Origin of the sequence: Streptomyces sp. NPDC057302, assembly GCF_042667685.1 — a bacterium.
Taxonomy (GTDB): Bacteria; Actinomycetota; Actinomycetes; order Streptomycetales; family Streptomycetaceae; genus Streptomyces.
Map to the genome: position 1 here is coordinate 1 of NZ_JBHUZJ010000067.1, position 22,100 is coordinate 22,100.

Below are 22,100 nucleotides of genomic sequence, written 5' to 3' on the forward strand. Positions count from 1 at the left end.
CCCATCGGCGTGTGTGTGCGGCGGCCGGGTCGTACTGCTGTTCCTCTAGGCCGCTAGGCCGCGTACTCGTGGATGTCCTTGACTACCGAGAAGCCCAGGCCGTACGCGCTCATGCCGCGCCCGTAGGCGCCCAGGGGCACGCCCTCCTGGGTGGACCCGGCCAGCACCCAGCCGAACTCGGACTCTCGGTAGTGGAACGAGGTCGGCACCCCGTCCACCGGGAGCGAGAGCGTCGACCAGTCCTCGCCCTGCAGATCGTCCGCGAGGACCCAGGCCGTCTCGGTCTGCTGGTCCAGCCAGTCGTCACGCAGGGTGTGGTCCATCTGCTGGGGCCAGGTGAAGGACAGCAGCCCCACTCCGGCGAGCCAGGCCGCGGACGACACCGACGTCGCCTCCAGCAGGCCCGTGCCGTCCGGGCTGCGCCGCACCGGGTTGGCCGCGACGGTCACCACGACCGCGAAGCGCTCCTTGTCGCTGTTCCCGAAGGGTCCGTCACTCCGTACCGACGGCTCATCGCCGTGCCCGATGGAGCCGTGCTCCACCGCGCCGTCCGCGGCGGTGCCGACCTGCATCAGCCAGCGCTCGCCCGTGAAGGCCTCGTCGAGGCCGTACCAGGGGAAGGGCGCCAGCAGATAGCTGTCGACCGTGCGCCGGGCGGAGGGCATCGCTTGCGCGCTGCCGTCCGCGGCCGGCGCCTGTGCGCCTACGCGACTTGTCGTCTCCATGTACCCGGCCGCCTCCTCGTTCTCATCGGTCCGCAGGGCCCGCCCCCCTCGGGCGTCCTCAGCCGGACAACAAGGCAGGATAGCCACACCCGTTCCGGAAGCTGGGACACCGGTAGGCGGAAGGGTGTCTAAAAGAGAGCGCCCCGGGGCGCGTTCAGCGGCGCGCTCAGGGGCTCGTCGGGGGCGTGCCGGAGGCTTTCCGGGGGTGCCTCGGGGAGGTCAGGTGGCGTCCGCGTCGAACGGCGGATGGTCGGCGGGAGCTGCCTTCTCGGACTTCTCGGGCTTCTTGTCCATGTCGATACGGCCGTCGTTCTTGGCCATGTCGATGCGGCCGCCCGAAGCGGTGCCGGACGCGCCGTCCGCGCCTTCGCCGTCGGACGATTCACTCTCTCGCCCGTGCACGGCGTCCGTGACCTCGGCCATCTCCTTCTTGAGGTCGAAGCCGTTGCGGATTTCCTTCAGGCCGAGCTCGTCGTTGTCGAGCTGCTTGCGGATGAAGGTCTTCGGATTCAGGTCCTCGAACTCGAAGTCCTTGAATTCCGGGCCGAGTTCACTGCGTATGTCCGCCTTGGCACTGTCCGAGAATTCCCGGATCTTGCGGACGGTCCGCGTCACGTCCTGAATCAGCTTGGGCAGCTTGTCCGGGCCGAAAACGAGCACAGCGAGGATGATCAGCGCCACTACCTCGAGCGGGCCAATGTCTGAGAACACCTTGAGCTCCTTGCCATCCGGACCGGGTCCACGGTACCCGGCGTTCCTGTCCGTCGGGTAGCCGCTGGGCGACAGACGTGGATCAGTTGCCGCCCGAGGCGCCGAGCACGAGCGTCACTTTCCGGTCCTTTCCCGCGCGCTGGACCGTCAATTCGAGGCTGTCCTTCGGGCGGTGGGCGCGGATCTTGACGATGAGTTCGTCGCCGGAATGGATGCGCTGGCCGTCCACTTCGGTGATGACGTCGCCCGCCTCGATGCCCGCACGGTCGCCGGGTCCGCCCTTGTTCACGGCGGGGCCGCCGTCCTTGCCCTTCTCGCCGACGCGGGCGCCGTCACCCGTGTACTCCATGTCGAGCGTGACACCGATCACAGGGTGCGTGGCCTTACCGGTGTTGATCAGCTCTTCGGCTACCCGCTTGCCCTGGTTGATGGGGATGGCGAAGCCGAGGCCGATGGAACCCGACTGGCCGGCGCCGGGCTCCGCGCTGTCGTCGGCGGAGCGGATGGCGCTGTTGATGCCGATGACGTGCGCCTGGGCGTCGACCAGCGGGCCGCCGGAGTTGCCGGGGTTGATGGGCGCGTCGGTCTGGAGCGCGTCGACGTAGCTGATGTCGCTGCCGTCGCCCTTCTCGCCGCCGGCCGTGATGGGGCGCTCCTTGGCGCTGATGATGCCGGAGGTGACGGTGTTCTCCAGGTCGAAGGGGGCGCCGATGGCCACCACGGGGTCGCCCACCTGGACGTTCTCGGAGTTGCCGAGGGGCAGGGGCCGCAGCCCGCGCACGCCGGAGACCTTGACCACGGCGAGGTCGTACCCGGAGTCGCGGCCGATGACCTCCGCCTTGGCGGTCTCGCCGCCGCTGAAGGTCACCGATATCTCGCCGCCGGTCCCCGCGGGTTCGACCACGTGGTTGTTGGTGAGGATGTGGCCCTTGCCGTCGAGCACGAAGCCGGTGCCGGTGCCCTGTGCGTCGTCGCCGCTGACGTGCAGGGTCACGACGCCGGGCAGCGAGCTCGCCGCGATCCCGGCGACGCTGTCCTTGGCCCGCGCCTTGTCCTGCGACTTCGCCTGCGGCAACTCGATGTCCGAGCCACCGCCATTGCGCTCGAAGTAGGCCCCGACGGCCCCACCGATACCACCGGCCACGAGCGCGATGACAGCAATCCCCACCAGAACGATCCGCCGCCCCCGCTTCTTCTCCCGCACCTCATCAACAGGAACGGCACCACTCTGCTGGAGGGGGGCGTTCCAGGGGTCGTAGGGCTGGCGGGGTGGGGTGGGGGATGAGGGGTGCGGCTGGGGCTGGAGGGGTTGCTGGGGGTGCGGCTGGGGCTGGAGGGGTTGCTGGGGGTGCGGCTGGGGCTGGGGGTGCGGCTGAGGGGCCTGCGGCTGTGGGGCGCCTTGGGCCGAGGGCGGGGTGGGGGTGCCGTGGGGCGGGGTTCCGCTGGGGGGCGTCGCCGCTGGGGCGGGGGCTCCGTGGGGGGTCGCCGGGGCGGGGGCTCCGTGAGGCGGGGTTCCGCTGCGGGACGCAGCAGCTGGGGCGGGGGCTCCGTGGGGCGCCGCCGGGGCGGGGGCTCCGTGGGGCGGGGTTCCCTTGTGGGGGGTCGCCGGGAGCTGCGTGCCGTGCGTGGGAGTCGCCGCCGGGAGCTGCGTGCCGTGCGTGGGAGTCGCCGCCGGGTGCTGCGTGCCGTGCGTGGGGGTCGCCGCCGGGTGCTGTACGGGCGGGGCGGGGGCCCAGGGACCTGGCTCGCCGTAAGGCGGGGTGCTGTACGGATCGGGGTCGTGCAGCGGGCGGGGGCGGTTGCCGGGGGCGGTGTCGGCCTGGGGCGGTCCAGGCTGCGGGTGCGCTGCGGGCACGGGGGCGTGCGGGGCAGAGCCGCCGGGGGCCGTACCGGACGGGGTTACGTCGGCGGGAGGCGCGTCGGCCTGGGGCGGTCCAGACTGCCGGGGCGCTGCGGGCACGGAAGCGTGCGGGGCAGAGCCGCCAGGGGCCGTACCGGCCGGGGTTACGTCGGCGGGCGGCGCGTCGGCCTGGGGCAGTCCAGGCTGCCGGGGCGCTGCGGGCACGGAAGCGTGCGGGGCAGAGCCGCCGGGAGGCGTGTCGGCCTGGGGCGGCGTGTCGGCCCGGGGGCCAGTCGCGGGGTCTGGCTCGGCCGCAGGCCTGTTCGCCGCGGCCAGTGTGAAGTCGCCGGAGGCGTCCTCCGTGGGTGCGGTGGGGCCTATCTCCCCGTCGGGGCCGCCCCGCTCCGCCTCCGTGCCGTCAGGCGCGGAGGCCGACCTGGGGCGGCTCCACCACTTCGCCTTTGTGGGCTTGCCCTCGTCCATGCTCTCCCCACACCTGGCCTACGGCGGACGCCGATCACGTGCTCAACTCCGCGCCCGCCACCAACCTCGGGCAGGCACGGCCCACCGAGGATTCAACCAGGTTCCCGCGCCGAAGCGCAGAGCACGTCAGCGGATCTGCGAAGAGCCCCGCAGTGTGCCCTCGACGGGCAAGGACGCCGCGGTACGCGTGGGATCCGCCCCGTCGGCCGAAGCGGCCCCGCCCGGAGTCGGCAGGGCGCCGACAGCGGACACGCCGCCCGGCGCCACGGGAGCCACCGGACGTATCAGGGGAGACATGATCGCCGCACCGGCCAGCATCGGTCCCGTGACCTCGTGCCGGGCGGACAGCGTCTCGGGCCGCTGGAGACGAGGACCTCGCACCGGCTCCCCGGGCAGTCCGGGCAGCAGAGGACCGGTCGCCTGCGTCGGCGCGACCGGCGCCGCCAGGACCCCAGGACGCTGGCCGTGCACCGACAGCGGACCGCTGCCACGGCGACGGACGGACTCGGGAGCCGTGGTGGCACCCGTCCCCGGCGAACGCAGCGGCGACGCATTGCTGTTCCCGCTATTGCTGCTGTTGCCGCCCGTGCCCGAACTGTTGCTGCTGCCCGAGCCCGCACGCGGCTCACCCGGGTCGGCGGGAATGCCCGTCGTGACGCCGCCCAGCGCTATCGCGGCCAGCGACACCGCACCGGCGGCGGCGAAGGCGAACCTCCGCCCGCGCCACAGCGACCGCTCGGCCTCGTGCCGGCCGACGTCATGGCGGTCGACGTCATGGATGCGGAAACCGCGCCCCATGCTCGGCAGCACCCCCGCATGACTGCCCGACGGCGCATAGCCGAAGGTCGCGGGCCTCACGCCGAAGATTCCGGTGGGGGGCAGTCCCGCGTCGGTGTCCGCGGTGGCGAAGCTTCCGCCTCCGGGGGTCCGGGGACCGGAGGGCGGCTCGCTGCCTCCGCCGGGAAGGCCTTGAAGGCGCGCCAGAAAACTCTCGGACGGGGGTGGCGGTGCCACCTCCGCGAAAACACTCTTGAGCCGGCGCTGAGAGTCGGCCTCGGTTTTGCACTTCGGACAGGTCGCGAGATGAGCGAGAACTCGCTCACGCGCGTCATGGCCCAACTCGCCGTCCACCAGGGCTGCGAGCCGGTCCCCCAGATGCTGCTCGGCCAGATGCCGCTCAACAGGATTCGACCGTGATCCACTCACGCGGTCGCGCCCCCTCCTCCCAGCGCCACGGCTCCTGCGAGCGAGCGACGCTCGGCGCGGGCTTCGGGCGACCGGTGCTGAAGGGCCTTGCGCAGTTGCGAGCGGCCACGGTGGATACGGCTGCGGACCGTGCCCAGCTTGACGCCCAGGGTCGCGGCGATCTCCTCATACGAAAGACCTTCGATGTCGCACAGGACCACTGCGGCACGGAACTCGGGAGCCAGGGTGTCGAGCGCCTGCTGCACGTCCGCGTCGAAGTGCGTGTCGTTGAAGACCTGCTGCGGCGAGGGCTCACGGCTGGGGAGGCGCTCCGCCGCGTCGTCCCCGAGGGCGTCGAAGCGGATGCGCTGCTTGCGGCGCACCATGTCCAGGAAGAGGTTCGTGGTGATGCGGTGCAGCCAGCCCTCGAACGTACCGGGCGTGTACGTCGACAGGGACCGGAAGACACGGACGAAGACCTCTTGCGTGAGATCCTCGGCGTCGTGCTGATTGCCGGTCAGGCGGTACGCCAGGCGATAGACCCGTCCGCTGTGCGTGCTGACGATCTCCTCCCAGGTGGGGGGAGTCCACGCCTGCGATTCCGCATCAGCGGCAAAGGTCGCGGTCTGAGCGGAACTGGCGGTGTGGAATCGGTCAGCGGTGTCGGTCACGGATTTCGGCTCACCCGCCAACCCGAGAAAGCGCCTCAGCGCTCCTCCCCGATCCGCGGACGCAGCCGCACCTCCCCTGTCGGCTCTGGTGGTGTCCAGTGGAGCCCCTACCATAACCACCTCGCCCGTTAGCTCCGGATAAGCGTTTTTACTGGAATTTGGTACGGGCTTCCTGCCAGGTGTCCTGCCTGGTCTCAGGGCCCGCAGCCAGTCTTGATCCATTCGTTACCCCCGGCGTCCGCCTACCCCTACTAAACGCCCGGTCCCATCTGCGGGTTCCCACCCCTTACGGATACAGTCACGGCCAGGCATCCACGGGGACAGGAGAGGGCCATTACCGGCAACCGGCAGACGAGCTGGGCGTTCGCCGACGCCTTTGTCGCCGAGGACGAGGCAGCGCGCTGGGCCCGTGACCGGGCCCAGGAAGCAGGGCTGCCCTCGGTGTCTCCCGGTACCGGCGCCGCGCTGCGCATGCTGGCCGCCACGGCGGACGCCAAGTCCGTCGCGGAGATCGGCACGGGCACGGGCGTGTCCGGGCTCCACCTGCTGCACGGCATGCGGCCCGACGGCGTCCTGACCACCGTCGACCCCGAGCCCGACCGCCAGCAGTTCGCGCGCGAGGCCTTCCGCGCCGCCGGGTTCGCCGGCAACCGCGCGCGGTTCATCCCCGGCCGCGCGCTCGACGTACTGCCGCGGCTCGCCGACGGCGGCTACGACCTCGTGTTCTGTGACGGCGACCGCACGGAGTACCTCGACTACCTCGCTGAATCGTTGCGCCTGCTGCGGCCCGGCGGGCTCGTCTGCTTCGAGGGCGCCTTCTCCGACGGCCGGACGGTGGACTCCGGTCCGCAGCCCGCCGAAGTGCTGCGCATCCGCGAGCTGCTGCGGACCGTGCGCGAGAGCCAGGACCTGATGCCTGCGTTGCTCCCGGTGGGCGACGGGCTCCTCTGCGCCGTCAAGCGCTGACCCTCCGCGGGGCCGGCACGTTTCGTCGGCGGGCACGTCGCGGCTGGGCGCGCCCACGCGGCGGAGCCGCACATGTCACAGCCCCGCGCCCCTTCGGGGCCCTGCGGCGCCCCGGACATAGCACTGCCCCGGCATGTCTTTACGATGCCGGGGCAGTGAAAAAGTGTGGGCGCTTCCGCGTCAGCCGACGACCTTCTTCAGGGCGTCGCCGAGTGCATCGGCTTCGTCCGGAGTCAGTTCGACGACAAGTCGTCCGCCGCCTTCGAGCGGAACGCGCATGACGATGCCCCGCCCCTCCTTGGTCACCTCGAGCGGGCCGTCGCCCGTCCGCGGCTTCATGGCCGCCATGCTCGTTCCCCTTCCTGAAACCAGCTCATCGCAGCCGACAACCCAGGTGTCACCGGCATCGAACATATTGCTTCCAGGCCATTATCCCGCATGGCAGGACCCGATGACCAACATCGGTCTGCATCGCTTGCGCAACGCGCGCCCGCAAAACCACTCAATTCGGCGATGTGGCTGCGATACTGCGCCGCCTCTCATGCCTCCAGGGCCAGGAATTCTTTGACGCAGGTCACATATCTCCCCTCATGTCGGAGCCCGATGATCTCCGTCATGCTGGGCTCGGACAAAGATGACCGGCGCAGGACCACTGGAGGGGATTCACCATGGCCGACACCGTGCTCTACGAGGTGAGCGACGGGCTCGCGACCATCACGCTCAACCGCCCCGAGGCGATGAACGCGATGAACACCGAAGCCAAGGTCGCTCTGCGGGAGGCTGTGCGGTCGGCCGAGTCGGACCCCGCGGTCCGTGCCGTACTGCTCACCGCGACCGGGCGCGCCTTCTGTGTGGGGCAGGACCTGAAAGAGCACGTGGGTTCGCTGATGGCCGACCGCGCGGCGGGCACCGGGCAGACCATGAGCACCGTGCGGGAGCACTACAACCCCGTCCTGCGCGCCCTGACCGGCATGGCCAAGCCGGTCGTCGCGGGCGTCAACGGCGTCACGGCAGGCGCCGGACTCGGCTTCGCGCTCGCCGCCGACTACCGCATCGTCGCGGACACCGCGCGTTTCAACACGTCCTTCGCCGGGGTCGCGCTGACCGCCGACTCGGGCGTCTCCTGGACGCTCCAGCGTGTGATCGGTCCGGGCCGCGCCGCCGATCTGCTGCTCTTCCCGCGCAACATCGGCGCCCAGGAGGCGTACGACCTGGGCATCGCCAACAAGGTCGTCCCCGAGGCCGAGTTGGCCGCCGAGGCCCTGAAGCTGGCCCGCACCCTGGCCGAGGGCCCCACCCTCGCCTACGGGGCTCTCAAGGAGTCGCTCGCCTACGCGGCGGGCCACACCCTGGAGGAGTCCCTGGAGAAGGAGGACGAACTCCAGGCGAAGGCGGGCGCGTCCGAGGACCACGCGATCGCCGTCCAGGCCTTCCTGGACAAGTCGAAGCCCAAGTACCTGGGCCGCTAGGCCCTAGCGACGGCCCTAGCGGTCCTAGCGACGGTCCTGGGGGACGCGGATCACGCAGTCCTCCAGGTGGTCGTTGACCAGGCCGCAGGCCTGCATCAGGGCGTACGCCGTGGTGGGGCCGACGAATCGGATGCCGCGCTTCTTCAGGTCCTTGGACAGGGCCGTGGACTCGGGCGTGATCGCCGGTACGTCGGCCAGCGCGCTCGGGGCCTTGCGGGAGGCCGGGTCCGGCGCGTGCGACCAGATGAGCTCGTCGAGCTCGCCGTCGGCCCAGCCGGCGAGCACGCGCGCGTTGGCGAGGGTCGCGTCGACCTTGGCGCGGTTGCGGATGATGCCGGGGTCGGCGAGGAGCCGCTCCCGGTCGGCGTCCGTGAACCGGGCCACCTCGTCGATCCGGAAACCGGCGAAGGCGGCGCGGAAGCCCTCGCGGCGGCGCAGGATCGTGATCCAGGAGAGGCCCGACTGGAAGGCCTCCAGGCAGAGCCGTTCGTACAGGGCGTCGTCCCCGTGGACCGGGCGGCCCCACTCCTCGTCGTGGTACGCCACGTAGTCCTCGGTCGACAGGCCCCAAGGACAGCGCAGTCTTCCGTCCGGGCCCGCCATCGCGTCGCCGCTCACTGGCCGTTCTCCTCTTCGACAGCGTCCTTCGGGGTTTCCCGGTCCTGGCTCGGGTCCTGGTCCTGGCCCGCCCTGTCCTCGGTCAGCGACGCCGGGGCGTGCGTCTTGAAGAGGCCGGGGCCGCTGACCGCGGCGGCCTGGGCGCCGGCCAGCGCCGCCTCAAGCTCCGCGATGTGGGCGTCGCGCTCGGCCAGTTCGGCGGCGAGCCGGCCGAGGGCCTCGTCCACGTCCGCCATGCGGTAGCCCCGCAGGGTCAGCGGGAAGCGCAGTGCCTCCACGTCCGAGCGGCGCAGGGCGCGGTCGGGCGGCAGCGGGTCGGTGAACCGCTCGGCCGCCACGTCGGGCAGCGCGGCGCGCTCCCCGCCGCCCACCACGGCCAGCGTGACCGCGCCGACCACCACGACGAGGGCGATGACCAGGAACAAGAACAAGACCATCTCTTCAGGCCCCCACGCTCGACTGCCGTGCTCAAACTGTCAGGGTCTGATCGTGCCATGAGCCTGTGACAGTTAAGGTCGCAGGCGGCCGGACCACGGCACCGACAGAGGAGGCTCACCGGGGATGCTCAGGCTTGGCAAGCGTGAATTCGACGCGCACGAGCCGGTGATCATGGCGATCGTGAACCGGACCCCCGACTCCTTCTACGACCAGGGCGCCACGTTCCGCGACGAACCCGCGCTCGCGCGCGTGGAGCAGGCGGTGTCGGAGGGCGCCGCCATCATCGACATCGGCGGGGTCAAGGCCGGTCCCGGTGAGGACGTCACGGCCGAGGAGGAGGCGCGGCGGACCGTCGGCTTCGTCGCCGAGGTGCGCAGGCGCTTCCCCGATGTCGTGATCAGCGTCGACACGTGGCGGCACGACGTCGGCGAGGCGGTCTGCGAGGCCGGGGCCGACGTCCTGAACGACGCGTGGGGCGGGGTCGACCCCCGGCTCGCCGAGGTGGCCGCGCGCCACGGAGCGGGCCTGGTGTGCACGCACGCGGGTGGCGCCGAGCCGCGGACCAGGCCGCACCGGGTGACGTACGAGGACGTCATGGCCGACATCCTCTCGGTCACCCTGGGCCTGGCCGAGCGCGCGGTCGCGCTCGGGGTGCCGCGTGAGTCCGTGATGATCGACCCCGGGCACGACTTCGGCAAGAACACGCGGCACTCCCTGGAGGCGACGCGGCGGCTCGGGGAGATGGTGGAGACCGGGTGGCCCGTCCTCGTCTCCCTGTCCAACAAGGACTTCGTCGGGGAGACGCTCGACAAGCCGGTCAAGGAGCGCGTGGTGGGGACGCTGGCCACCACCGCGGTGTCGGCGTGGCTGGGCGCGCAGGTGTACCGCGTGCACGAGGTCGCCGAGACGCGGCAGGTGCTCGACATGGTCGCGACCATCGCCGGTCACCGCGATCCGGCCGTCGCCAGGCGAGGCCTCGCGTAGCAGCGGGAACGGCCGCCGGGCGGGCGGCGCGGAGGCCCGCCCGGCGGGGCCCGGCCGGCTAGCGGCCGACTTCCTTGGTCACCAGGGTGACCGCCTCGTCCACGTCGTCCGTGATGTGGAAGAGGTGCAGGTCGTGCTCGGAGGCCTTGCCGCCCGCCACCACCGTGTCGCGCAGCCAGTCGACGAGTCCGCCCCAGTACGCGGAGCCGAAGAGGACGATCGGGAAGCGGGTCACCTTGCGGGTCTGGACGAGGGTGAGGGCCTCGAAGAGCTCGTCCAGGGTGCCGAGGCCGCCGGGCAGGACCACGAAGCCCTGGGCGTACTTCACGAACATCGTCTTCCGTACGAAGAAGTAGCGGAAGTTCACTCCGATGTCGACGTGCTCGTTCAGGCCCTGCTCGAACGGCAGCTCGATGCCGAGGCCGACGGAGACGCCCTTGGCCTCGCGCGCGCCCTTGTTGGCCGCTTCCATGGCCCCGGGGCCGCCCCCGGTGATCACCGCGAAGCCCGCGTCGACCAGCGCCTTGCCGATGCGGATGCCCGCCTCGTATTCGGGCGAGCCGACCGGTGTGCGCGCCGATCCGAAGACGCTGATGGCGCTGGGGAGTTCGGCGAGCGCTCCGAAGCCTTCCACGAACTCCGACTGGATGCGCATGACCCGCCAGGGGTCGGTGTGCACCCACTCGGACTCGCCCTCGGCGTCGGTGTCGAGGAGCCGCTGGTCCGTCGTGCCCGGGGTGATCTGCTCACGCCGCCGCACCACAGGCCCCAAGTGCTGCTCCTCCGGCGGGCCCTGCCCTTCTGGACTACCCATGAACGTCCCCTTCCGCTGACGGTCTTGCTCGACGTGCTGCTTCAGCGTAGGTCTACGGGCGTTACAGGCGACGGACCCTTACGGGAAATCAGGATGTCAGCCAGGCACTCAGCCGCTTCTCGGCCTCCGGGATCAGCGAGGCCAGCACGCGCTCGTCGACCTTGTGGGCGAGCAGCGGATTGCCCGGGCTGTAGTTCACGGCGGGCACGCCGAGCGCGCTGAAGCGGGAGACGTCGGTCCAGCCGAACTTGGGCTTCGCCTCGCCGCCGACCGCCGCCATGAAGGCCGCGGCGGCCGGGTGGTCGAGGCCGGGGCGCGCGGCGCCCGTGTGGTCGTCGACGATGAACTCGTCGATCTCGCAGTCGGCGAAGTAGTCGCGCACGAAGGCGAGCGCCTCGTCCTCGGAGCGGTCCGGTGCGTACCGGAAGTTGACGACGACGGTGCACTCGTCGGGGATCACGTTGGTGGCGACGCCGCCCTCGACACGTACGGCGTTGAGGCCCTCGTGGAACCGGAGGCCGTCGACCACCGGCGTGCGCGGCTCGTACGCGGCGAGCTTCGCCAGGATCGGCGCGGCCTTGTGGATGGCGTTCGAGCCCATCCACGCGCGCGCGGAGTGCGCCCGCGTGCCCTTCGTCTTCAGGAAGACCCGCAGGGTGCCCTGGCAGCCGCCCTCGACCTGGTTGTCGGTCGGCTCCAGGAGGATCGCGAAGTCACCCGCGAGCCAGTCGGGGTGGGCCTCGGCGACGTGGCCGAGGCCGTTCAGGTGGGCGGCGACCTCTTCGTTGTCGTAGAAGACGAAGGTGAGGTCGCGGTTCGGCTCGGTGACGGTCTGCGCGATGCGCAGCTGGACGGCGACGCCCGACTTCATGTCGCAGGTGCCGCAGCCCCACAGGACGCCGTCCTCGTCGAGGCGGGAGGGCACGTTGTCCGCGATCGGGACCGTGTCGATGTGCCCGGCGAGGATGACGCGCTCGGCCCGGCCCAGGTTCGTGCGCGCCACCACGTTGTTGCCGTGCCGGTCCACCGTGAGGTGCGGCAGGCCGCGCAGGGCCGTCTCGATCGCGTCCGCGAGCGCCTTCTCCGCGCCGCTCGGCGACGGGAAATCGACCAGCTGAGCGGTGAGCGCGGCGGCGTCGAGCGTGAGGTCGAGCGGCGTGTCGTGTGAGGTCTGGGCCATGGCTTCGACCCTAACGCCCCTCGGCGCGCCGCCTTGTCGGTGGCCTCCAGTACCTTGGTCGCGTGCCTGAGCCCCCCACCCTCGTCCGGCGCGGCCGCCTCCTCCGTATCGGGGCCGCCGTCGCGGTCCTCGTCGGGCTCGTCGGCTATGTGGTGTACGTCTTCGGGGGCAAGGCCGCTCCACGCTGCCAGGTCGTCTCGGGCAACGGCGACGGGGCGTCGTACGAATTCGAGGTCGAGCAGGCCGCGAACGCGGCGACGGTCGCCGCCGTGGGCACGTCACGCGGCATGCCGGAGCGGGCGATCACGATCGCCCTGGCGACGGCCCTCCAGGAGTCCGGCCTGCGCAACATCGGCCACGGCGACCGGGACTCGCTCGGCCTCTTCCAGCAGCGGCCCTCACAGGGCTGGGGCAACGAGAAACAGATCATGGACCCCGCGTACTCGGCGGCGCGCTTCTACGCCCATCTGAACGACGTCCCGGGCTATTCACGGCTTCCCCTGACCGTCGCCGCGCAGCGCGTGCAGCGCAGCGGCTACCCCCAGGCGTACGCGAAGCACGAGCCGGACGCCGCGCTGCTGGCCGCGGCGCTGACCGGCCGCGCCCCCGCCACCCTCACCTGCGAGGGCCGTACGGCCGACGAGCCGGGCGACCCGGCGAAGCTGCGGGCCGCCCTGGCCCGGGACTTCGGCCGCGACGTGGCACCGCGGGGCGGCCGGGGCCGCACGCTCACCGTGCCGGTGAACGCCACGGCGGGGAGCGCGGAGGGCGGCGCCGGGCAGCGGGGCTGGGAGCTCGCGCACTGGGCGGTGGCCCAGGCGTCCGCGCTGGGCATCGAGCGCGTGACGTACGGCGGCAGTGAGTGGAGCGCCGGGGATCCCGGGAAGGAATGGCGCAAGCCGGGCAAGGCGGGCGCGACCGGCACGGACGGGCAGCGTTCCGGCGGGGCGACCGGCTCGGACGCGGTCCGCATCGTCATGGGGCAGTAGATGGGGCAGTAGTACGGCGGGTCACCCGATCGGGGCACGCTGATCACTCACGGGCGAAGTGCCGCCCAGACATTCGCGCACCCCTCCCCCGCCCCGCCACACCCCTTGCGAACACTGGGCATTGACGATTCGGCGGGCCCCCATCGAGTGATCCCTTTGCCCGTTTTTATCCACAGCTGATTATGCGATGCATTGCCAACTCTTTACGTTGGCCCACCGCAACCTTCGAGGGCTTCGAGCGGTAGTCACTGCGTCCAAGCGCCGGGCCCCATCCGGCCGGACACACCAACGTTCTCTCCCGTCTGAAGGAGCATCATGTCCCTCCCCCTGACCCGTCGGATCGCCCGCGTCGCGCTGCTCATCGCAGCCGGGGCAGCTCCCGTGGTCGGTGCGGCCGGCTCCGCAAGCGCCGCCGAGCTTCCGGCCACCCCCGACCTGGGCGGTGTGACCGCCCTGGACGGTGCCGGTCTGGGCAACACCGTCGACGGCGCCGCTCAGAACACCACCGGTCTCGCGGGTGAGACCGGCAGCAAGGCCGTGAAGAAGGGCGTCCCGACCGCGGGCAAGGTCGTCGGCTCGGGCGCAAAGACCACGACCCCCGTGGCGCAGAAGGCCGCGGGCGACCTCGCGGGCAACGCCGGTGACGTGGTCGGCGAGACCGCGGGCACCGCCACCAAGGGCGGCCTGCCCACCGACGCCGTCGGCGAGGGCCTGCCCACCGACTCGGTCACCAAGGGCGGCCTCCCCACCGACCAGCTGCCGGTCAAGAGCCTGCCGCTCGGCTGATCACCCCACCCCACAAGAAGGGCCCGAAGCCACCACCGGCTCCGGGCCCTTCTCGCGCACCGGGCCGCCCCGCCTCACCCGTCCCCCTGCGCCTCGACGAGGACCTCCCCCGCCGGCGTACGGAAATACAGCACCGAACGCCCCGTTCGCCGCCTGCGCACGAGCCCCGCGTCGAGCAGCACTCTCAGGTGGCGGCCCACCGAGCCGAGCCCCTGCCCCGTCAGCACGACCAGTTGCGAGGTGCTCTTCGGCGCCGCGAGCAGCATCAGGACGCCCGCCCGCGCGGGGCCGAGCAGCCTGCCGAGCGGTTCCGGCACCGGCGCCGTCCTGTCCGTGTCCGCGAGCACCCCCGAGCACGGGTACACCACCGCGTACCGGTCCGCCGCGTCCCACGAGACCCAGCCCTGCCACGGCGTCACGGGCACGAAGAGCAGGAGCGCCCCGGAGATCTCGCGCGGCGGGTAGTCATGGGCGTTGACCTGGAGCCTGCTCTCCCCCAGCCAGCGCATCCCGGGCCGCATGCCGTTCAGAGCCGCGGCCCAGCCGCCCTCGCTCAACTGGGCGGTACGGGCGATGACATCCGCCTCGATGACCGTACGGATGCGGGGCCAGCGCGGCAGCACCGTCCGGGTCCACACCCACTCCAGGAGGTCGGCCAGCCGGTCCGGGACGCCGCCGGGGCGCAGCAGTTCCGCCGGGAGCGGGCCACCGAAGGACACCGTCAGGTGGGCGCGTGCGGTCGCGTCGGGGGTCTCGCGGATCCGCGCCAGCTCTTCGGCGAACGCGGCGACGGAGGAGTCGCCCTCGCCCGTGGGCGTCGGGGTGAGGAAGTCCGCGATCCAGCGGGTCCGGTCACCGAGCGCCGCCCGCACCAGCCCTCCCAGGCCGGGGTCGGCGGCCAACCGCTCGCGGTAGGCGGGCAGATGGGCGTCGAGCCAGGCCCGCTCCCCCGGATGCGTCGCCGTCCGCCGCTCCAGGGAGAAGAGGCTCGCGGTCGTCTCGGCCAGCGGCGAGACGACGAAGCGGCTGCCCGCGAGGGTGTCCGCGTTGACCTGCCACCAGCCCACACCGCCACCCCCGTTCCGCGACGGCCTTTCGCCGCTGTGCGAAACGTTAACGCCCCCATCCCGGGGGCCCCGAGACTCCGGCCATGCGCACCTACCGCGAGCTCTTCGCCACCCCGGAGTTCACGCCGTTCTTCCTGACCTCCTCCTTCCAGGTGGCCGCCCAGACGGTGAGCGGCCTGGCCCTCGGCACGCTGATCTACGACAGGACCGGTTCGCCGCTGCTCTCCGCCCTCGGCATGTTCGGCCCCTCGCTGGCCCAGGTCGTGGGCGCGACCGCCCTGCTGTCGGCAGCGGACCGGCTGCCGCCGCGCGCCGCGACGGCGGGCCTCGCGCTGGTCTTCGGCGTTGCCACCGCGGCACAGGCCCTGCCGGGGCTGCCGCTGTGGGCCGCCTTCGCGCTGCTCCTGCTCCTGGGGACGCTGGCCGCGCTGGGCGGCGGCGTGCGCTACGGGCTGCTCGACGAGATCCTCTCCAGGGAGGGCTATCTGCTCGGCCGCTCCGTGCTGAACATGTCCGGCGGCACGATGCAGATCTGCGGCTTCGGGCTCGGCGGCATCCTGGTCGCCGCGCTCTCGCCGCGCGGCACGCTGCTCGCGGGCGCCGGGCTCTACCTCGCGGCAGCGGTCGTCGCGCGCTGCGGGCTCCGCCGCAGGGAGCCGCGTGCCACGGGCCGCCCCTCGGTCGCCGAGACCTGGCGCACGAATGCCCTGCTGTGGTCCTGCGGGCACCGCCGCACGGTGTATCTCGCGCTCTGGGTGCCCAACGGCCTGATCGTGGGCTGCGAGTCCCTCTTCGTGCCGTACGCCCCCGGGCACGCGGGGCTGCTCTTCGCCTTCGCCGCGTTCGGGATGCTCGTCGGGGACGTACTGACGGGGCGGCTGCTTCCGCCCCGGTGGCGGGAGCGCCTCGCCGCGCCCCTGCGTCTGCTGCTCGCCGTCCCGTACCTGGTGTTCGCGCTGCGGCCGGGTCTGCCCTTCGCCCTTGCGGCGGTAACGCTCGCATCCGTCGGGTTCTCGGCGAGCCTGCTGCTGCAGGAGCAGTTGATGGCCCTGACGCCTGCCGGGACGAGCGGGCACGCCCTTGGCCTGCACGCGTCCGGGATGCTCACGATGCAGGGCGTGGGCGCCGCGCTGGCGGGCGGCGTGGCCCAGCTGACCTCGGCTCCGGTCGCCATGGCCGCGCTGGCCATGGCGTCCGTCGCCGTCACGCTCGTCCTCGCGCCAGGCCTTCGGTCAGCGGCTCACGCCAGCCGATCGACCGCCGCCGACACGCGCTCGTCCGTGGCCGTCAGGGCGACGCGTACGAAGCGGTCGCCCGCCGGGCCGTAGAAGTCGCCGGGGGCCACGAGGATGCCGCGGTCCGCGAGGTGGCCGACCGTGTCCCAGCAGGATTCGTCGCGGGTCGCCCAGAGGTAGAGGCTCGCCTCGCTGTGTTCGATGCGGAAGCCGTGCTTCAGGAGGGCTTCGCGCAGGGCCGTGCGGCGGGCCAGGTAGCGGTCGCGCTGTTCCTGGACGTGCTGGTCGTCGCCGAGCGCCGCGACGACCGCCGCCTGCGTCGGCGCGGACGTCATCATGCCGCCGTGCTTGCGGATCTGGAGCAGGCCGCCGAGGACCTCCGCGTCGCCGGCGACGAACGCCGCGCGGTAGCCCGCGAGGTTCGACCGCTTGGAGAGCGAGTGGACGGCGACGATTCCCTCGTACGAACCACCGCACACGTCCGGGTGGAGCACCGAGACGGGCTCCGCCTCCCAGCCGAGCTCCAGGTAGCACTCGTCGCTCACGAGGAGCACGCCGTGCTCGCGCGCCCAGGCGACCGTGCGGGTCAGCTCGTCCTTGGACAGGACGCGACCGGTGGGGTTCGAGGGCGAGTTGAGCCAGAGCAGCTTGAGGTTGCGGGGATCCAGGTCCGTCGGCTCGTCGTACGAGACGTACTCCGCGCGGGCCAGACGCGCGCCCACCTCGTACGTCGGGTACGCCAGGCGCGGGTAGGCGACGACGTCACCCGGGCCCAGGCCCAGCTGCGTCGGGAGCCAGGCCACCAGCTCCTTGGAGCCCACGACCGGCAGTACGTTCCGGTGGGTGACGTCGCGGGCGCCCAGGCGCCGCTCGCACCAGCCGGTGATCGCGTCACGCAGCTCGGGCGTGCCCCAGACCGTCGGGTAGCCCGGCGAGTCCGCCGCCGCGATCAGCGCTTTCTGGATCAGCTCCGGGACCGGGTCGACCGGGGTGCCCACCGACAGGTCGACGATGCCGCCGGGGTGGGCGGCCGCCGTGGCCTTGTACGGCTCGAGCTTGTCCCAGGGGAAGGCGGGAAGGCGGCCGGAGAGACCGGAGACTACGGACACGTGCTGACTCCCGTAATGCGTGGGTGGGCAAATGCCTCGGTCCCGTACGGCGACTTGTGCCGTACGGGACCGGGGCGGCGCTTCAAGCAGCCGTTACTGGTTCTGCGGCGGCAATGCGGCGATGAAGGCGTGGTCGCGCTCGATCAGGCCGAGCTTGCTGGCACCACCGGGCGATCCGAGCTCGTCGAAGAACTCGACGTTCGCCTTGTAGTAGTCCTTCCACTCCTCAGGAGTGTCGTCCTCGTAGAAGATCGCCTCGACCGGGCAGACCGGTTCGCAGGCTCCGCAGTCGACGCATTCGTCCGGGTGGATGTACAAGGACCGGGAGCCCTCGTAAATGCAGTCGACCGGGCACTCCTCGATGCACGCCTTGTCCTTGACGTCGACACAAGGCTGCGCGATGACGTAGGTCACGCTGTCGTTCCTCCTCGATACGGGCGTTGGCGGGCCGTCTTCAGGCTCCGCTCGCCTGGCGCGCGGGAGCGCGGCGTCGTCGATGCCCGCCCCTAGTATCTCCGTTCCCGGGCATGATCCGAACAGGAGGGGCGTACAGAGCTGTGGAATTCACTGCGGGCGGACGGCTTGAGGTCCGCATCACCCCTGCTGACGTGGGTAAACGGGTCTCCGTTCGGCGCCTGTACGAAGGGACTGGGACGGGTGGCAAGTTCACTGACACGGTGGGTGTTCTCACATCGTGGAACGACGGTGTGGTACTGATCACACGTCGCGACGGTGAGCGTGTCCGCATCGCGGAGAGCGCCCTGGTCGCGGGCAAGGTCGTTCCCGACGCCCCGGCCCGCAGGCGCGGCCCCGCCGCGTCGTACGCGGAGCTGGCCCGGGTGACCGCGCGCGCCTGGCAGCCGGTCGAGAGCGAACCGCTCGGCGAGTGGGAGCTGCGGGCTGCCGCCGGATTCACCCGGCGGGCCAACTCGGTGCTGCCGACGGGCGATCCGGGACGACCGCTGGACGAGGCCCTCGCGTACGTACGCCGTTGGTACGAGGAACGGGAGCTGCCCGCGTACGTCCAGACCGCGACGGGGGCCGAAGGCACCCAGGAGTTGCTCTGCGCGGAGCTGGCGGAGCGGGGCTGGGAACGTGAGGTGAGCGCGGAGCTGCATGTCGGCGCTCTCGCCCCGCTCGGCGATCCGCAACTGCCCGACGCAGCCGTGGATCAGGTGGTTCTCGAACGCTCCTTCGACGAGGCGTGGCTGCGCCGCTACAAGCGGTTCGAGGTGCCGGGACCTCATGTGCGCAAGGTGCTGGCGGGCGGCCCCTCGGTGTGGTTCGCTTCCGTGCCCGGGGCCTCTCGCGACACGGGGCCCGCGGCGATCGGCCGCTGCGTCGTGGACGGGCGCTGGGCGGGATTCATGGCGGTCGAGGTGGATCCGGCGCACCGCAGGCAGGGACTCGCGACCGCGGTGATGGCCGCACTGTCCCGGCAGGCGCTCGCCGAAGGCGCTTCGGCGGCCTGGCTGCAGGTCGAGGACGACAACGAGGGTGCGCGGAAGCTGTACGGCGGTCTGGGCTTCGCCGCGCACCACACGTACCACCACTATCGATACCCGTCGGCTCGGTAGCTTCTACCGGTCGGCTCGGTAAGTAAGGCACGAGGCACGCATGCACGAGGAGTCAAGGACTGCCGCGTCCCGGCGGCGGTTCTCCGAGGAGGCCAGGTCCGAGCGGCCCGACCTGTCCCTGCTCTGCCTCCTGGTGAGCGCGGAGGCGGACCCCGAACTCGGCGACGACGGCATCGACGCGGCGCAGATCGAGCTGGACCGGCTCGCCGGGCAGCTCCCCTACCGGCCGGGCGGGGCACGGGAGTGGGCCGCCGCGCTCGCCGAACTCCTGGGCGCGCGCAGCGGGTTCATGGGAACGCCCGCCGACTATCAGCGCCTGGAGTCCTCCCTCCTCCACGAGGTGCTCGAGCGCCGCCGGGGGCTGCCGATCCTGCTCTCGGTGGTGTGGATCGAGGTGGCACGCCGGGCGGGGGCGCCCGTCTACGGCGTCGCGCTGCCCGGCCACTTCATCGTCGGCTTCGGCGCCCGCGAGGAGCAGGTGCTCACCGATCCGTTCGCCGGGGGGCGCATTCTTTCGGGCGCGGACGCGGAGCTGCTCGTCGCCGGGTCGTCGGGCGGCACGGTGTCCCCCTCGATGCTGACGCCCGCCGATCCGCTGAACATCGTGCTGCGCATCCTGAACAACATCCGCGCGTGGGCCGCCGCACGCCCCGAGCGCTCGGACGTCGCGTTGTGGGCCGTCGAGCTCTCCCTGCTGCTGCCCTCGCACCCGGCGCGACTGCGCTACGAACGGGCCCAACTCCTCGTGCAGCGCGGTGACTTCCTCGCGGGAGCGGCGGAGCTGGAGACCTACGCGGACGTGGTGACGACGGTGGAGCCGACCACGGCGGACCGGGTGCGGGACCAGGCGCGGGCCGCGCGCGCCATGCTCAACTGACGGAACCGGCGGAACCGGCGGACCTGACGGACCTGACGGCCCCGGACGTGCGGGCGTAGCGCCCCGGTGCGATGCCCACCACCCGCTTGAAGTGCCGGGTCAGGTGCGACTGGTCGTAGAAACCGGCGGCGACCGCCGCCTCGCCCGGCGGCTGGCCCGCCAGGAGGAGACGGCGGGCGTGGTCGACGCGGCGGGACATCACGTACTGGTGCGGCGCGATGCCGAAGGCCCCGCTGAAGGCGCGTACGAGATGGCTGGGGTGGGCGTGGACCAGGCGTGCGGCCTCGTCGAGCGTCACCCCGTCGAGCAGCCGCTCGTCCAGGAGGTCGCGGAGGTTCTGGGCGACGCCAGGGGTGACCCCGGATGCGGTGCCAAGGGTGGCGCCGGAGACGGTGGGGGCGATCTTGGGGCGCAGGTGGCCGCGCAGCCGCTCGCCGATCAGGGCGAGGCGGCTCTCCGCCTCCAGCTCGTCGCCCCGGCGCGCGAGGGCCGCGTGCAGCTGGCCCACGCGCCTGCGCAGGACGGGGTCGACCAGGTCGGGGCCGTCCACCGCGGGGCCGATGAAGCTTGCGTCGAGCTGCGTCATGTCCAGGTAGAGCACGCGCTTGCGGAAGCCCGCGGGGGTGGCGGGCGAGCCGTTGTGCGGGACCTGGGGCGGGAGCAGCGAGACGGTGTCGCCGGGCGTGCCGTGCGCGTGGCGGTCCAGGTCGTAGCGGACCGCTCCGTCGTCCACGATCAGCAGGGTCCACGCGTCGTGGACGTGCATGGGGTACGCGTGCTCGGTGAAATGGGCGTGGAAGACCTCCACGACACCCGCGACCGGCGGGCGCCATGCGGATATCTCCTGCCGGGCCACCATGCAAGAAACGTACAAGACGCGAGGGCGGACCACTCGGCAGTCTCGAAGCATGAGAACCACCGCTGAGACCGAAACCGCCGAGACCGCGACCGCCGGGGCGGAGATCCCCGGGACCGGGATTCCCGGGACACAGAGCGCCGGGGTCACGGGTGAGGCGCCCGTCCGGTTCGACACGAAGATCACCGTCCTGCTCCGCGACGACCTGGAGCCCTGGCAGCGCCTCAACGTGACCGCGTTCCTGGTCAGCGGGCTCGGCACGGCGGCGCCCGAGGTGATCGGCGAGCCGTACGAGGACGCCGACGGCACCCCCTACCTGTCGATGTTCCGCCAGCCCGTCCTGGTCTTCGAGGGGTCGAAGGAGACGCTGACCGCCGCGCACGGCCGGGTGCTGTCGCGTTCGCTGCCCCGGGCCGTTTTCACGTCGGACCTGTTCGCCACCGGCAACGACCGGGACAACCGGGCGGCGGTGCGGGCCGTGCCGACCGATCAGCTCGACCTGGTGGGGCTCGCCGTCCATGGCCCGCGCAACGCGGTCGACAAGATCCTCAAAGGGGCCCGGATGCACCCTTGACCGACGGGGGCGAAAGGGCGGGGTGAGATCGGAGCGCTATCGATCGGCCCGGCAGGGCACGAAGCACCTATGCACCCCCAATCCCCCGAACGGCGACACCTCTTCGCCGAGCAGGCACGGTCCGCGAGGCCCGATCTCGCGCAGCTGTGCCTGCTGATCGGCGCGGAGGCGGACCCGGATCTCGACGCGGCGGGCATGCGTGCGGCGCGGCGCATCCTCGACCGCCTTGCCGACCAGCTGACCGCCCGCCTCGCAGGTCAGCCACCCGACCAGCCCGACCGGTCCGACCAGCCCGGCGGCCCCCGGTCCTGGGCGCTCGCGCTCGCCGAGCTGCTCGGCACGCGCTACGGATTCAAGGGCAGGCCCGGCGACTACCAGCGCCTCCAGTCCGTGCTGCTGCACGAAGTCCTGCGGCGGCGCAGAGGCCTGCCCATCCTGCTCTCCGTGGTGTGGATCGAGGTGGCGCGCCGGGCGGGCGTGCCCGTCCACGGGGTGGCCCTTCCCGGTCACTTCGTGGTCGGCTTCGGCGCGGGTGACGAGCAGGTGCTCGCCAATCCCTTCGCGGGCGGGCACGTACTGTCGTACACCGACGCGGAGTTGATGGTGGCGGGTGCCACGGGCGCCCCGCTCGCGCCGTCGATGCTGAGCCCCGCGGGACCCCTCGACATCGTGCTGCGCGTCCTGAACAACATCCGCGCGTGGGCCGCGACCCGCCCCGAGCGCTCGGACGTGGCGCTCTGGGCGGTCGAACTCTCCCTGCTGCTTCCCGCGCACCCCGACCGGCTGCACTACGAACGAGCCCAGCTCCTGGTCCAGCGCGGCGACTTCCTGGCCGGGGCGCTGGAGATCGAGACGTACGCCGACGCCCTTGCCGCCACCGACGAGGCAGCGGCGGTACGGCTGCGCCAGGAGGCGCACGGGGCGCGGGCGATGCTGAACTGAGCTC

24 protein-coding genes are annotated in these 22,100 nt (G+C 72.0%); 10 read left to right on the forward strand and 14 right to left on the reverse strand.

Annotation, left to right across the window (positions count from 1 at the left end; all coding sequences use genetic code 11):
• Positions 1-53: 53 nt before the first annotated feature.
• From ACFUPX_RS33155 to sigE, 5 genes are all read right to left on the reverse strand, one after another.
• On the reverse strand, positions 54-725 hold the full coding sequence (locus ACFUPX_RS33155; RefSeq protein ID WP_383331201.1) for a hypothetical protein: 672 nt from the start codon (positions 723-725) through the stop codon (positions 54-56).
• 219 nt (positions 726-944) lie between these two features.
• Positions 945-1,436, reverse strand: a complete 492-nt coding sequence (locus tag ACFUPX_RS33160) for a sec-independent translocase (RefSeq protein WP_383331204.1) — start codon at positions 1,434-1,436, stop codon at positions 945-947.
• 82 nt (positions 1,437-1,518) lie between these two features.
• The gene (locus ACFUPX_RS33165) at positions 1,519-3,612 is read right to left on the reverse strand and encodes a trypsin-like peptidase domain-containing protein (RefSeq protein ID WP_383331327.1); all 2,094 of its coding nucleotides are present in this window, start codon (positions 3,610-3,612) and stop codon (positions 1,519-1,521) included.
• 273 nt (positions 3,613-3,885) lie between these two features.
• Complete coding sequence (locus ACFUPX_RS33170; RefSeq protein WP_383331330.1) at positions 3,886-4,890, reverse strand: anti-sigma factor family protein; 1,005 nt, start codon at positions 4,888-4,890, stop codon at positions 3,886-3,888.
• Positions 4,891-4,961: 71 nt separating this feature from the next.
• A complete protein-coding gene (gene sigE / locus ACFUPX_RS33175; protein ID WP_249587925.1) occupies positions 4,962-5,729 on the reverse strand; it encodes an RNA polymerase sigma factor SigE in 768 nt (255 codons plus the stop codon).
• Positions 5,730-5,882: 153 nt separating this feature from the next.
• Between sigE and ACFUPX_RS33180 the strand changes: the two genes are divergently transcribed.
• Complete coding sequence (locus ACFUPX_RS33180; protein ID WP_383331333.1) at positions 5,883-6,581, forward strand: O-methyltransferase; 699 nt, start codon at positions 5,883-5,885, stop codon at positions 6,579-6,581.
• A 180-nt stretch (positions 6,582-6,761) separates the two neighbouring features.
• Here the strand turns inward: ACFUPX_RS33180 and ACFUPX_RS33185 are convergent, their stop codons facing one another.
• Positions 6,762-6,929 (reverse strand): DUF3117 domain-containing protein, encoded by a 168-nt coding sequence (locus ACFUPX_RS33185; protein ID WP_003966491.1) that lies wholly within the window; start codon positions 6,927-6,929, stop codon positions 6,762-6,764.
• Positions 6,930-7,249: 320 nt separating this feature from the next.
• On the opposite strand from ACFUPX_RS33185, the gene ACFUPX_RS33190 reads away from it, so the two are divergent.
• Entirely contained in the window at positions 7,250-8,050 is an 801-nt protein-coding gene (locus ACFUPX_RS33190) for an enoyl-CoA hydratase/isomerase family protein (RefSeq protein ID WP_383331208.1), read from the forward strand.
• Positions 8,051-8,074: 24 nt separating this feature from the next.
• Here ACFUPX_RS33190 and ACFUPX_RS33195 read toward each other — a convergent pair whose 3' ends face one another.
• Both ACFUPX_RS33195 and ACFUPX_RS33200 read right to left on the reverse strand, forming a co-directional pair.
• Entirely contained in the window at positions 8,075-8,668 is a 594-nt protein-coding gene (locus ACFUPX_RS33195) for a DNA-3-methyladenine glycosylase I (RefSeq protein ID WP_383331211.1), read from the reverse strand.
• Positions 8,665-9,105, reverse strand: a complete 441-nt coding sequence (locus ACFUPX_RS33200) for a DivIVA domain-containing protein (protein WP_383331214.1) — start codon at positions 9,103-9,105, stop codon at positions 8,665-8,667. Before ACFUPX_RS33200 ends, ACFUPX_RS33195 begins: the two co-directional genes overlap by 4 nt.
• Positions 9,106-9,229: 124 nt before the next feature.
• On the opposite strand from ACFUPX_RS33200, the gene folP reads away from it, so the two are divergent.
• Positions 9,230-10,090 carry a dihydropteroate synthase gene (gene folP / locus ACFUPX_RS33205; RefSeq protein WP_383331217.1) on the forward strand — a complete coding sequence of 287 codons (861 nt, stop codon included), beginning with the start codon at positions 9,230-9,232 and terminating at the stop codon, positions 10,088-10,090.
• 58 nt (positions 10,091-10,148) lie between these two features.
• Here the strand turns inward: folP and ACFUPX_RS33210 are convergent, their stop codons facing one another.
• Together ACFUPX_RS33210 and dapE are read right to left on the reverse strand one after the other, a co-directional pair.
• On the reverse strand, positions 10,149-10,904 hold the full coding sequence (locus tag ACFUPX_RS33210) for a TIGR00730 family Rossman fold protein (protein ID WP_361050516.1): 756 nt from the start codon (positions 10,902-10,904) through the stop codon (positions 10,149-10,151).
• A gap of 88 nt (positions 10,905-10,992) precedes the next feature.
• The gene (gene dapE / locus ACFUPX_RS33215) at positions 10,993-12,084 is read right to left on the reverse strand and encodes a succinyl-diaminopimelate desuccinylase (RefSeq protein WP_383331221.1); all 1,092 of its coding nucleotides are present in this window, start codon (positions 12,082-12,084) and stop codon (positions 10,993-10,995) included.
• A 62-nt stretch (positions 12,085-12,146) separates the two neighbouring features.
• On the opposite strand from dapE, the gene ACFUPX_RS33220 reads away from it, so the two are divergent.
• Positions 12,147-13,073: a heavy metal transporter gene (locus ACFUPX_RS33220; protein WP_383331224.1), complete on the forward strand. Its 927-nt coding sequence runs from the start codon at positions 12,147-12,149 to the stop codon at positions 13,071-13,073.
• Positions 13,074-13,388: 315 nt separating this feature from the next.
• Positions 13,389-13,859 carry an ATP-binding protein gene (locus tag ACFUPX_RS33225; protein ID WP_383331227.1) on the forward strand — a complete coding sequence of 157 codons (471 nt, stop codon included), beginning with the start codon at positions 13,389-13,391 and terminating at the stop codon, positions 13,857-13,859.
• Between the two features lie 74 nt (positions 13,860-13,933).
• Here ACFUPX_RS33225 and ACFUPX_RS33230 read toward each other — a convergent pair whose 3' ends face one another.
• Entirely contained in the window at positions 13,934-14,926 is a 993-nt protein-coding gene (locus tag ACFUPX_RS33230) for an ArsR/SmtB family transcription factor (RefSeq protein ID WP_383331230.1), read from the reverse strand.
• Between the two features lie 83 nt (positions 14,927-15,009).
• Here ACFUPX_RS33230 and ACFUPX_RS33235 point away from each other — a divergent pair, with 83 nt between their 5' ends.
• A complete protein-coding gene (locus tag ACFUPX_RS33235; protein ID WP_383331233.1) occupies positions 15,010-16,254 on the forward strand; it encodes an MFS transporter in 1,245 nt (414 codons plus the stop codon).
• On the opposite strand, the gene ACFUPX_RS33240 is transcribed toward ACFUPX_RS33235, so the two are convergent.
• The gene (locus tag ACFUPX_RS33240) at positions 16,167-17,270 is read right to left on the reverse strand and encodes a bifunctional succinyldiaminopimelate transaminase/glutamate-prephenate aminotransferase (protein ID WP_383331236.1); all 1,104 of its coding nucleotides are present in this window, start codon (positions 17,268-17,270) and stop codon (positions 16,167-16,169) included. The genes ACFUPX_RS33235 and ACFUPX_RS33240 overlap by 88 nt on opposite strands.
• Before the next feature lie 93 nt (positions 17,271-17,363).
• A complete protein-coding gene (gene fdxA, locus ACFUPX_RS33245; RefSeq protein WP_030573070.1) occupies positions 17,364-17,684 on the reverse strand; it encodes a ferredoxin in 321 nt (106 codons plus the stop codon).
• 143 nt (positions 17,685-17,827) lie between these two features.
• Between fdxA and ACFUPX_RS33250 the strand changes: the two genes are divergently transcribed.
• A complete protein-coding gene (locus ACFUPX_RS33250; RefSeq protein ID WP_383331239.1) occupies positions 17,828-18,847 on the forward strand; it encodes a GNAT family N-acetyltransferase in 1,020 nt (339 codons plus the stop codon).
• Between the two features lie 40 nt (positions 18,848-18,887).
• Positions 18,888-19,724, forward strand: coding sequence for a tetratricopeptide repeat protein (locus tag ACFUPX_RS33255; RefSeq protein ID WP_383331242.1), 837 nt, complete (start codon positions 18,888-18,890; stop codon positions 19,722-19,724).
• Here the strand turns inward: ACFUPX_RS33255 and ACFUPX_RS33260 are convergent.
• The gene (locus ACFUPX_RS33260) at positions 19,717-20,583 is read right to left on the reverse strand and encodes an AraC family transcriptional regulator (RefSeq protein ID WP_383331245.1); all 867 of its coding nucleotides are present in this window, start codon (positions 20,581-20,583) and stop codon (positions 19,717-19,719) included. The two genes, ACFUPX_RS33255 and ACFUPX_RS33260, sit on opposite strands and share 8 nt — an antisense overlap.
• Positions 20,584-20,632: 49 nt before the next feature.
• On the opposite strand from ACFUPX_RS33260, the gene ACFUPX_RS33265 reads away from it, so the two are divergent.
• Positions 20,633-21,154: a DUF2000 family protein gene (locus tag ACFUPX_RS33265; protein WP_383331248.1), complete on the forward strand. Its 522-nt coding sequence runs from the start codon at positions 20,633-20,635 to the stop codon at positions 21,152-21,154.
• Positions 21,155-21,223: 69 nt separating this feature from the next.
• Entirely contained in the window at positions 21,224-22,096 is an 873-nt protein-coding gene (locus ACFUPX_RS33270) for a transglutaminase family protein (RefSeq protein WP_383331251.1), read from the forward strand.
• Positions 22,097-22,100 lie beyond the last annotated feature (4 nt).